General features: G+C 51.5%; 5 protein-coding genes. All 5 read left to right on the top strand.

Annotated elements, in window-relative coordinates; all coding sequences use genetic code 11:
• The first annotated feature begins 155 nt into the window (after positions 1-155).
• The 5 genes from XMG59_RS08670 (at position 156) to XMG59_RS08650 (ending at position 12,851) form a co-directional block, all read left to right on the top strand.
• On the top strand, positions 156-6,773 hold the full coding sequence (locus tag XMG59_RS08670) for a cadherin repeat domain-containing protein (protein ID WP_173481973.1): 6,618 nt from the start codon (positions 156-158) through the stop codon (positions 6,771-6,773).
• On the top strand, positions 6,766-8,241 hold the full coding sequence (locus tag XMG59_RS12225; RefSeq protein ID WP_173481972.1) for a FimV/HubP family polar landmark protein: 1,476 nt from the start codon (positions 6,766-6,768) through the stop codon (positions 8,239-8,241). The genes XMG59_RS08670 and XMG59_RS12225 overlap by 8 nt, the downstream gene beginning before the upstream one ends.
• A gap of 10 nt (positions 8,242-8,251) precedes the next feature.
• Positions 8,252-10,351: an ATP-binding cassette domain-containing protein gene (locus XMG59_RS08660; protein ID WP_173481971.1), complete on the top strand. Its 2,100-nt coding sequence runs from the start codon at positions 8,252-8,254 to the stop codon at positions 10,349-10,351.
• Entirely contained in the window at positions 10,344-11,507 is a 1,164-nt protein-coding gene (locus XMG59_RS08655) for an HlyD family efflux transporter periplasmic adaptor subunit (protein ID WP_173489332.1), read from the top strand. Before XMG59_RS08660 ends, XMG59_RS08655 begins: the two co-directional genes overlap by 8 nt.
• Positions 11,508-11,579: 72 nt before the next feature.
• On the top strand, positions 11,580-12,851 hold the full coding sequence (locus XMG59_RS08650) for a sigma 54-interacting transcriptional regulator (protein WP_173481968.1): 1,272 nt from the start codon (positions 11,580-11,582) through the stop codon (positions 12,849-12,851).
• The last annotated feature ends 29 nt before the right edge of the window (positions 12,852-12,880 follow it).

Genomic DNA, 12,880 nt, shown 5'->3' with positions numbered 1-12,880 from the left:
TTGATTTTAATAAGGTTATTCGTCTATTTTTGCCATCATTGACAATAGTGTCACGTCTATCGTTGACGCTATTTGCCATACCTGACATAATTGTCATAAGTGTGTCAATTTGTAATTTGACATAGTTTTGACCAATTTAGGGTAACGATGGCACGATGATCCTTGACCAAAGGCAGGTCCTGATCAAAGAAGATTTCGAGTCCGCATCGACTGTGTACGATGTGGCCGAAATGCGTGAGCTGCTCGCACGAGCAGGGGCCAGCTATACCCTATTGGACGGCTCCTCTCTCAGTCCGATTCCGTTTGTAGAGGGGCGACAAAACGGACCCAATCTAGAACTGCTTCTACCCGATGGCACCATTGTCATAATTCGTGAATTCTTCGGTGACATGGGCACGCCCTATAGCACTCAGACAATGCTGGCCAGTTTCGGACCCGAGACTGAGGTCTACTTCCCCGATTACGTTCCCGGCCTGATGCAAGCCTCTTACGGTGGTTTGTCAGGTGCGATCCCAATGTTTGGAACTGCCGCACCAGCGGCTGCTGCGGGTGGTATCAGTCCTGCGATGATGGCGATGGGTGCTGCGGCGCCCGCTGCTGCCCTCCTTGCCCCTACGCCGGAGGGTGGGGATATCAACATTAGCGTTGGTGGCGTCGGTGGGACAGTAGCGGCACCTGCCGCGAGTATCACCAGTATCGTAACAACTTTCGGAACAGAGCTTGGTATCGATGAGGATGTTGACGATGCCGTTGTGACGGTTAAAACAGCGAACATAGACAACGGCGAAACCATCGAATTGGAGTTTGCCGGTACAACTTACGAAGCGGTTGTCAGCAATAACAAAGCACTGTTTGCAATAGAAGCGGCTGAACTGCAGGCCCTCGATGACGGGCTGTATGACATGGTTGCGACGCTGGTGTCAGACGCCACTGTTACAAATGATGTCGGCATCACGCTCGATCGTATCGCGCCTGTGTTTGACAGTGATGAGCTTGCACTCAGTTTTGATGAGGGAACGACAGATTCTCTGCTGGACAGTGCCGATATAGGTGTTGCGCTTGCAACGGATGAAACAACCCTGGAGTACTCTATCGATGGTGCTGACAAAGCTGCTTGCTCGGTTAATTCGCTAACCGGTGCCATCAAATTTAAAGAGGCACCCGATTTTGAAGCGCCGAGCGATGACGACGGCGACAATATTTATGAGCTGACACTGATTGCGACTGACATCGCCGGAAATGTCACTGAAAAAGCCATCACAATCGAAGTATTAGATGTTGATGAGAGTGACACAACGGCGCCTGAACTTCCTACGGTCGACACACAAAACGTGTCTGACACGCTCCCCATCATTGAGGGCACGGCTGTTTTGGGGGCGAGCGAGCAATTAACCGTCGCCGTGAATGGCGTCGTTGTCAATGTCACACCCGATGAGAATGGCGATTGGGCCCTCAATCTACGCGCGGAGGATCTTGATGTTGTCTCTGGCACACTCTCAGAGCTGGAGCAGGGTGTTATCTACGACGTAGAGGCAACTGTTACGAATAGTGAGTCGCAGCTAAGTTCAACAGATGAAACGACCAGCGAGCTGCGAGTGGCGCCGCCAAGTCCGACAGTCAACGATCTAGCGATCGTCAATGTCGAGTCACCTGTTTTCACCGGCACATCTCCTGAGCTGAATGAAAATCTCAAACTCATCGTCAAACTGAGCCAAACCACCTCAACCGGTGAAGAGCTGATTGAATACGAGGTGACACCGGTTGCCAGTCAGACAGAGGCGGGCGTATACGAGTGGACGCTCGATACTGCAACAGCAACACCGTTAGAAACCTCAAGATTTGCAACTGAATTAAGCCTGCCACTTAACGATGGCGACTACACAGTCACAGCACGGATCGCGATGTACCTTGATGGTACGGAGTTGATGAGCAGTGATTTAGCCGTAGATGATTTCACTGTTGATCTCAGTGCATCCGTCGCACCCGTAGTGACTGATTCGGTTAGCGGCCAGCTTTCGCCGACGGTCAGCGGTACAGCAAATTTAAAACAGGGTGAGACGTTAGATGTTTCCGTTATTGGGACCGATCAGCAGATTATCGTTACCTTTGAGGATGTCACGGTCGTTAATGGTGCATGGTCGATTGATTTAGCAACGGCGGTACCCGTAAGCGGAGAATGGGTACAACCAGCAGCGGGGAGTGAAACGTCTTTTGATGTTCGAGCCGTAGTTCCTGAATCTGGCTTGGAGAGCACAGGAACTCTGGATATTGATCAGGCCGCACCGACTGTCAAACTCTGGATAGATACCACTGAGACCCTGACCGAGAACAACGCTGGTATGTATCAGCTGAACATCCTGTTTTCTGAAAAATTGGCTGAGTGGCCGCCTGATTTTTCAGGTCTTCAAATAAGTGGTTTGAGTCTTGCCGTTGATGATCAAAACACCCTTATTGCCCCTATAGTTGACCCACAAAATCCGCTGAAATTTACTGCGGACTTTGTGCTTGATAAGCCGTTCGAGGGAATCGGCTCGGCTGTAATACCAGCCGACACCTACGCTGACTTGGCTGGCAATGGACTTGAACTTCTGGAGCTGTTTAATCCCGAGGTTGACACGGTTGCGCCGAGCGAGCTTTCACTTTCGATAACGGATACAGGCGCCTCTGCCTCGGATGGCATCACACGTACCTCGATCGTTCAGGTCTTCGGGTTGGAGAAATACGCAGTTCTCAATTACTCGCTGGATGCAGGGGAGACCTTTATCGAAGCTCTTCCCCCTTCTGGTGGCTGGACTCGTTCAGGCGACACTTACGTAACGACCATTGCACTGCCCGAGGGTGTCCTAACGTCAAAGCAGGTTCAAGCTTACCAAGTCGATGCCAGCGGTAACACCGGAGATCAGGTTTCTCTTTTTCTGGATCGAAATTACACGATCGACACCAGTCTCCCTTATTTTTCCGAGATGCTGGTCAGCTATGTCATTGATGAAAATGACCAAGCAGACGTCACAGTAGTCGCTAAGTTGGATGCCAGTGCAACTATCGACTGGACTACGCTAGTTGCTCAAACAGACGCCAGCTATCTGCAGTTATCCAATCTAGTTGGTGAGCCGAATCAAGCAGCCCTGGTAGTTCCAGCCGACACAACCGGTGTCACCTCAGAACTAACATTCGTGGTGCAGGGTGTCACTGTTGACGATACAACGCTGAACATTGCCCCGGACGCGGTTTTCCTCGACACACTGGTAGTCAGTGATCTTGCGGGTAATGAGATTCCCCAGTATTCACCGGTTGATGAGATGACCACGGTCACCTACAACGTAGGTGCCTCAATTCTGGGTGTGGATACAACTGAAGGGGTGCTGCGTCCTGATGCAGAGTTCTCTATTCTCAGCTTTGCGTCGCCGGCTGGCGCAAAAATTGAATTTACCTTGGATGGATATGATTCTCTCGTTGCATCAATCGATACGAGCGTTACCAGTGCGGGGTATCTGGGCAGTTCAACTTTCGATCTGACCGCCTTAACCGCACTCCAATCCGCGCAGCTAGATAACACCAATATCAACTACAGCATAAGAATGCTGGACTCAGCCGGTGACCTAATTATTGGTGTGCCGACGAAAAGCGGTGTGTTTACTTTTGACTCGACGCCGCCTACGGCTCCTATCTTTGTTGATTCCAATGGCGATGAGATCACTGGTGGTCTGATTGAATTACTGGAGAATCAGCCTTATCAGTCCACTCTGTTCTTCATCGCTCAGTCGGACGATACCTCATCAATCACATACGAACTGAGCGCCGAAGATCAGCAATATTTCCAAATTAACCCTGATACCGGCGGTGTCAGTATCCGCCAAGACGCAGTCAGCGGCTTATGGCAATTTGACTTCGAATCCTTGGTTCAAGATCGGTTGGTTGATCAGGATACGAAAGAGATAACCCTGACGGTAAATGCCGTCGATGCGGCAGGTAATATCGGCGGAACAGCCAGCATTGCAGCTCATATCGGTAACCTGGATGAGAGCGCACCTCAATTCCAAGATGATGGTACTGCTGAGGATGACTACGATGCTGTGCGTGTGGTTGAGGAGTATGTGGAAGCGGGCGCGCTGGTCTACAGTCCGGGCACAGTTACTGACATCTATGATGACGATAGTCAGCGTGATGTGTCGGATCAAGTTGTATTCTCGCTAGCACGTACCGGTGACTTCCAACTCCTGACCGTCGACCCAGATACCGGTGACGTCAGTATCAATGCATCACCAGATTACGATCTAAAGAGCGTCTATACCTTCACGCTTATCGCCACTGGAGCAGACGGTAAAACGGCTACTCAAAATGTGCGCTTGGATGTCAATGAGAGCGGTACCGCAGCTAACTTCGTTGCCCTGAAAGAGCGAAATATCGCCACTGGTGAGTGGCAGAGTATCGAACTCTCCGAAATGCGCTTGAGTCTTGCGACAGTTGAAGAGAATACAGATCTTTCGGCTTATGCTTGGGAGTTGCGCGTTGATGATCCCGCTGCAGTTTTGACTCTGTTAGACGGATCCGTTGACTTCTTTACCATCACGCAGAATGCAGATTCGCCGGAGTACTGGGATCTTGTATTCAAAGATGACGTGACTTTCGATTATGAAACGCTGTCTACGCTCAACTTCCGAATTCGTGCAACCGATGAGCAGGGCGTTCCCAAGGACCTTCCGTTAACGGTCGCTGTACTGGATGACGGCACCAATCCAGTGTTTGATTCAGCGCTAGAAAATATTGAGACCCCAGAAGTTCTGGCCGGGACAACCTTCCAGCCAAGTATCGCAACGCTGGCATCTGGCGTTAACGGAACTATTGAGTATTCGATCGTTGAGAATTCAGAGCTCGATGTGAATGACGAGCCAATTATCACCGTGCCTTTCTCAGTTGATTCAAGTTCGGGTGCAATTACCGCGCTGGAGAACTTAGATTACGAGAGCAATGCGAGCAATGGTTTCAGCTTTACTCTTCGCGCAAGCAATGGTGATGAATTTTCAGACAAAACATTGACTGTCGCTGTGTCCGATGTTGCTCCAAATGCTGCGCAAGTGATCAGTGCCGAATGGAATGTTTCGCCCTTGCAGGGTGCTACATTGCCATTACAAGTCACCTTCGATAAGCCGGTGACCCCGTCTGATGTACAAGGGGTCAAGGCTGTACTACACCTGACTGGGGCTGATTCATTGGGTAATCCAGTGGTGAAAGAACTCAACGCCGCACTGCAATCGGTCGACCCAAATGATGCCAGCAGTTTGTTGTTCCAGGTGACACAGCCCATGGATACTGACTTTGTTGGAACAGTCTCGGTTCACGCCATCGTCCTCGATGACGGCGTTACATTGACTGGCGCCGGCGGTAACGCCGATCTCATTTTTTCAGCGATTGATGTTGCAGGAGAGTGGTCATTTAACAATATTCAACCCACTGTCGAGACAGTGGAGCTAGAAACAACAAGCTTTACGCTGAGCTACAGCGAACAACTGATCATTCCCGCCAACACAGAAATTAATGTCACGAAGGTAGGCACAGATGAGATTGTCGCCACGTTTACTTCGGGCACGGATGCGACACAAAGCGATACTCTAGTCTTTGATCTAGCGACCTCCAATGGAGTGTCGCTTGATGATCTGAAAGGTGGCTCGTTAGTGTTTGATTTGGTGTTGGGCCAACTTACGGGCGTGGACAGCAATAACACCGCAAAATCTTACTACGATTACGATCAAACGACGTTTGTCGATATCGATGGTTCTGTACACGATTACAACAGTGACACGAGCACCTGGATTGTGGCCGGCGAATTCGTCACCGACTCCCTAATTGTCAAAGCCTATACCCTAGAGGGCGAACTCCTCGGCGAGACCGACTTCAATCCACTCAACGGTGCAATCGACTATGTCGACCTGATGCCAGCTAGCTACAGCGGCCCGGCGATCATCAATATTCTGGACGGCTCAGCAGAGCTTGATTACCTCGATGAGTTTAGCGGCGAGCTAAAGGACTACGGCCAAACCACGGCAGGATTTGGTCTACGCGCGCTCATCAACTACGAAGATTCAGTAGCGCTTGAACCGATCAGCGTGACGCCACTGACAGAGCTGGCGCTGCGTTTAGCAGAGGCAAATAGCGTTTTGGATCTGGATGCCGCTTATGATCAGGCGATGGCACAGCTGTATGGGCTGTTTAGCCTCACCGACACCCGCGGCCAAATCACAGTTACAACAGCGGATGGGTTTGATACAGCTGACGGAATCTCTGCTGCAGAGAACCACGGTCTGGTATTAGCGGCTCTCTCTACGCTGGATAACCTTACCGGTGGAATCAATTCAACGCTCGATCTGCTTGACCCTGCGAGCGGTTTAGATCAATGCGAGCTCGACCCGTTAATTGCCGACGCTGTTCAAGCCGTCGCCGCAAGCGAAAACCCATACGTGCAACAGATTGCCCCAGAGCTGACTCAGGTACTCGAGCAGTTCTATGACTATTACCCGATGGTAATTGCACCGTTCATCGCCCCCGAAGGGATTGAACCGAATACCGATCTACTTGACCTCTCAGCTTACCTCTCGGACGAGTCCGATTTCGAGATGCTGATCGATGGCGAAATTCAGGAACTGAGCACAACTGACGATGCGGTCGCAGCTGCTCAGCCTGCAACACCAGATTCAATTTTGAATAACACACAGGTCGTTACACCCGCTGGTGTCGACCACATTGACGCTGAAACGGATGTAAATATCTATGGTTAACTCAAATTATATGGCATCAATCCATGCCAAACGCTTCATTAGACTGCTTACGTTAGTCGCTCTGTTACTGGTTATAGGGCTCAATGTCGCTTTGGCGAATGAGGGGTTAAAACTCAATATATTTCCGTCCATCGGTAAGCCGGTCTATGGCGTCGCCGAATTTGGTTCATCTGTTACTGACCCAGTTAGCGTCACTGTGGCATCAGAAGCGGAGTACCAAAAAGCTGGCTACACCCGACCTGCGTTTTTCAATACCGCGACCGTGCGCAAGTTAGGCGTCAATCGCTACCTTATTACCACATCAACCCCAGTCGATAGTGCTAATTTCACGTTGATACTGGATGTGCAGTTCAAAGAGTTTCGTCGCGTCTATCCTGTAGAGTTGTCGCTTCAGTCAGGGCAGGTAGCTGCAAATTTCGCGCCGGCTAAAGAGTACGATCAGCCCGCTAAAACCGCGGTAAGAGCCGTATCAAAACCGGTTGTGGCAGCTGTAGCACCTGCTGCGCAGTCATCTTCAGTGACGACCCCAGCGGCACAGCCGGCGCCGGTCGTTGAGCCGATGCAGCCAGCGGCGATCTACTCCACGCCCGCTCCACAACCACAGATTTTTTACCCGCCGATGCAGTCGAGCAGCCAACCAGTCTCCAATGGCACTGAGCAGTTCCCGTTCTACATTGTCGTTATCGCACTGGCGGTGCTACTTCTCTTAGCGATGTTTGTTGTCGTGCTGTTTATGCACAAGAACTCAGACTCGCGTCATCATTCGGTGCAGCACGACCAGCATTCCATGATGAGTGATCTACTCAAGGCGTTGCCCTCACTGATGGGCCACAATCAGCAGCTTCAGCATACACAGGCTCAAACAGCGGCCGTGCAGATGCCGCAACCTTGGCACCCATTAGAGGCAAGCCCGCAACAACCGAGCCCCCAACAGCCTCATTGGAATGATCCAGAACCAGCGCCAGTGCGCCCAGCACCGCAGCGCCCAGCGATACCTGCGAGGGTAGAACAGGCTCAGGCTAGTCCAACCAAAGAGCCCCAGGCCCCAGCAGTACAGCGCGCGCCTGCACCCCGGCCAGCCAGACCAACAGTACCGCCAGCGCCGCCGCCAGCTAATCCGGCTAAACCCGCAGGCCCTGTGAATCCAGCTACGCCGCGAGCACAGGCGCCGACGACTCAGCCTGCCCCAGCGCCGGCACGACCCCCGGCACAGCCAAGCGCGCCGGTTCAGCAACAACCAGAAAAAGTAGCCAAGCCTGCAGTTGCCGGCGCCGACAAGAGCGAGAAGCTGCAGTTAGCCATTGTCTACATGAACATGGGTGATGAAGTGATGGCTCGGATGCTGCTCGAAGAGATCGGCCGTGATGGTTCGGAGGCAGAAAAGGCCGAAGCAAAAGCCATTCTGGCAAAAATGAATAACCCCAGTGATCGACCGATCATTGCGGATAAGAACGATAAGATCGAGTGAGGCCTGAGCAGTGATTACTAAAGAACTAACCATGGCCCTGCTGGCGAACAGTGGCGCCACATATGATGTCGGAGCTCTGGATAAGGCCTTTGAGGACCTCCAGGAGCTGACAAACTTTACGCCCTTCGAGACCTTGCAGTTCGTAGTTAAACGTCTGGGTCTAAATGATCTTAATGTGGCGCATACCTCAACGTCTCAGCTACAAGATAGCAACCTGCCAGGGATTATCTTCCATGACGGACAGTGGAAGATTATCGAGAAGAGCGACACACTCTATCGCATCATCGATCAGGTCACGCTGGATGAGGTTGAGCTTGAACCTGAGCATTTGCCTGTAACCGTCGTCACTTGGCTAGAGCGCAGACAGACCAGTTATGAGAGCGCGCCGGAGCAGAAGGTCATCACGACCAAGGGTCTGATCTTTAAGAACTTCAAAGAGCATCCGGTGTGGTTGGTGAATATCGCGATCGCCACGGTCATCGTTAACCTCTTTGCTGTAGTTTCGTCGCTTTTTGCGATGCAGGTGTATGACCGTGTTGTGCCGACCTTGGCGATGGAGACACTGACCTCGTTGGTGGCTGGCGTATCGATCATCTACATGGTCGACTGGCTACTCAAAATCACCCGCTCCAAGATTGTCGATCACAACTCATCGTTTATCGATAAGAAGATCTCAGCGGACATCTACAAGCGCCTTCTCAATGTGCAGCTCGACAAGCTGCCAAATCAGGTTGGTACACTGACGGCCCAGATCAATGGTCTTGAGTCGGTACGTCAGTTCTTCTCCTCGACGATTGTATTCTCGCTAGTGGATATGCCGTTTGCACTGATGTTCCTCGGTGTTATCTACCTTATCGGTGGACAGATCGCCTTTGTTTACGGCGCATTTTTGGTGGTCAGCATCATCATGGCACTGATTGCACAGAAGCGCTGCAAGGACCTAGCGGCAAACCTAGTGATGCGCTCGAACGAGAAGCTAGGTGTCTTGGTCGATAGTATTCGCGGACGCGAAACAATCCGAAGCGTTGGCTCCTACCAGATGTTTGAGCATGAGTGGAATGAGATCAACGACTCAATCTCCGAGTACAGCCTCAAGCAGAAGCGTATCTCCACCAACGCGACCACTACATCTCAAACAATGGGACAGGTCTCATATGTAATTGCGATCGTTATCGGCGTCTACTTGATCGGTCAGGGTGAGATGACTATGGGTGGCATGATCGCCTGTTCAATTTTGGGTGGCCGAGTACTGGGCCCTGTGGGCCAGGCGGTAGGTCATCTTGTGCAGTATGAGAGCGTGGCGCAGTCAATGAAGATGATAGACGCATTCTGGGCTATTCCAGAACAGCGTAATCAGGGCGTCGACTATGTCTATCCGGATGTTCGCCCAGCTCGCATCTCCGTGCAAAATCTGGAGTTTCAGTACTCGGAAGAGGGGCAGAAGATCCTTAATGTAGAGCGTTTGGAGGTGAAGCAGGGCGAGCGAATCGCGCTCCTTGGGAGTATCGGCTCAGGTAAATCTACTCTTCTAAAAGTGCTGGCCGGTCTCTACAAACCCAGTGCCGGACGCATTCGTCTGGGCGATGCCGACCTTTGGGAACTCGACCCTGAATACATCGCTAAGAACCTAGCGTATCTGCCGCAAACCCCAGAACTATTCAAAGGTACTTTGAAGAGCAACCTCACTCTGGGTCGCCCAATCGGCGACACCAAAATTCTCAGTGTGGTCAACCTTCTAGGTCTCAACGCTATCGCTGATCAGAGCGAGAAAGGCCTAGACCTTGAGATTGCCGAGGGCGGTGTTGGTCTCTCGGGCGGGCAGAAGCAACTCGTCGCTATTGCGCGCATGTTTGTGGGCAACTCCAGCGTCTGGGTGCTTGATGAGCCCACTGCGTCACTCGATCCGAATACTCAAGCGGCGGTCGTTGAGGCGATCAAAGTGCGGATGCGTCCGACCGATATTCTACTCTTCGCTACCCACAATCCTAAATTGGCGATGGATCTGGCTACCCGAGTCATTGTGATGAATAACGGTCAGATCGCGAATGACGCGCCTGCGTCAGCGGTACAACTGCGCCCAAAGAGCGCTAGGGCGGTGAGCAATGGCTAAGACTAAAGAGATTTACAGCGGAACAGCCGTTGTATGGATTGTTTTCGCTGCTTTCACAGGCTTTATCGCCTGGTCCTACTATTTCGAGTTGGACCAGTTTGTTCGGGCACAGGCAAAAGTGTTTTCTCAGAGCCGTGTGCAGGTGATTCAGTCTGTGGATGGCGGTGTTCTTGATGCGCTGTATGTAAAAGAGGGTGACTTCGTTGAAGCGGGGCAGATTCTCGCAAAGATTAACTCCAAGCGTTTTGAAGCCTCAAGTAACGAGATCCAAGCCCGTGTGTATGCTTTGCGAGCCAAAATCGCACGCTTAACTGCCGAGATATCTGATGAAGAGCCGCAGTTTGAGCCGGAGCTCGTTAAAGGGGCTGCTGAAATCGTTGATATCGAACGCACACTCTACGAGAGTCGCAAAGCGAGTCTTCGCAACGATGTCAGCGCATTGCGCGACAACCTGCGCCTAGCTAAACGCGAAAAGGGGATTGTTGATCAGCTTAAGGCCACCGGTGATGTGGATCAGATGGAGGTGCTTACCGCGGAAAAAGCGGTCATCGACGCTGAAGCAAAACTGCGCAGCCGCATAAATGAATACCGTGAGAAAGCCAGTACCGAACTAGCTGAAGCGCGCGATGAACTCTCGCAGTCGAGCCAAGTGCTGAACCAGCGCACCGATATGGTAGAGAGCTCAGATGTAGTGGCTCAGATTCCAGGTTATGTGAAGAACATCAACGTCACGACCATGGGTGCAGTCCTCAAAGCGGGCGAAGAGTTGATGGAGATTATCCCTAAAGATGATCAGCTACTTCTCGAGGCGAAAGTAGCGCCCAAAGACATTGCTGACTTGTCATTGAACCAAATGGCAACTTTGCGTCTTGACCCTTTTGACTCAAGCATTTACGGGACAATTGAAGCAAACGTCAAGTTCATTTCGGGCGACACAGTTGTCGAAGATGGGAGCCGTCCAGGGCAGGAGCAAACCTTCTATATCGTCCACCTGATGATGCCTGCAAACCCCGTATTTACATCGATTGGAAAAGAGGTCGAGCTGATCCCGGGTATGACCGGTCAGGTTGACATTAAGACCGGTAACCGGTCAGTCCTGACATACCTGCTCAAGCCAGTTGTCAAGACATTGAATCAGTCATTTGGTGAAAAATAGGAGTTTGACAGATGCGACAAACAAGAATATTTTTGCCACATATGACAAATATTACATTAGGAGTAGTGTGCCATGGCTGCCAGTGAAGCGTTCAAACTGTTGATTGAAAACCTACAGCGTTCATCCCGTTTGGATGCCAACGTCTTGATCAACGGTGAGGTAGGAACGGGTCGCCGACAGTGTGCGCTCTCTATTCACAAGGCGAGTCGTAGGGCTGATGGCCGCTTTGTAACGGTCAATTGTACTGCACTGAACGATAGCCGTTTTGGTATCGAACTGTTCGGCATGCAGAACTCCGCTTTTGAGATGGTGCGCAAAGGTGCCGTATTCTTGGCAGAAGAGGGCACACTCTATCTGCACGAGGTGGCAGAGCTAACACTGGATATGCAGGCACAGTTGGTACGCTATCTGGAGAGCGGTGTATTTACGCCGGTTGGCTCGAATGATGTGATCGCATCCAACGTGCGTCTTGTCTGTTCAACGTCCGCTAACCTAACCGCACTTGTTGAAGCGGGTCGTTTCAGAAACGATCTGTATCACATGCTCGCCCAGATGGTGATTAATACGCCAACACTGAACGAGCGTATTGCGGATATCGATCTGCTCTCGGCAAATATCCTGCGTGAAATTGCGCCGGGTCAGCCTTACCAGTTGGATCGTTCGGCCTACAACCGCCTGCTTTCGCACAGCTTCACCGGTAACCTGATTGAGCTGCGCAACATCCTGTTACGAGCAATCTCGCAGTCCACGAGTTATGTCATCAATGAGAGTGTGATGCAGTTCGCGATTACCGGCGGCTCAGTGTTCAGCCAGAGCCAAGACTTGCAGGATCGCACGTTCAGCATTGAATCGACTATGGTGGATAACGCCGATGATCCAATGGCTCTTGAACGATCGACTGAGACACATACCCTGACCACTCAAGAAGCAAACTCTGCTCCGGTAGTAGAGCCGGCTGAGCTTAACGATGCTCGTCGAAAAGGGCGTTGGTCTGGTGCTCCAGGGGCTCAGGTTGATACCGATACCGTGGATTCAAAACTGCAGGAGTTCTCTGCAACCAATCAGTCGCTTGACGACCTAAGTACAGCCGATCAGGGCAGTGCGCCTGCACCTCAGGCGCGCCCACAACCCCAACCGGTGGTTGGTTCGCCAGTCTCATCAACAGCGCCATCAGCTCAACGCGCACAGCGAGAAAACCTTTCGCTAAAGGAGCGCGAACTCCTGTTTATCGAGGAACTGCTAGTGAAGCATGGCGGTGATAAGAAGGCGGTTGCAGACGAGCTCGGATGCACGGTTCGCACGCTGTATCGCAAGATAGAAAAAATCAAAGCCAAGTCTAGATAAGTTATATAAGCATCAGATTTTAAAGAATT

The organism is Marinobacterium sp. xm-g-59 (assembly GCF_013283315.1).
GTDB lineage: Bacteria > Pseudomonadota > Gammaproteobacteria > Pseudomonadales > Balneatricaceae > Marinobacterium_E.
This window is presented reverse-complemented; position numbering and strand designations above follow the sequence as displayed.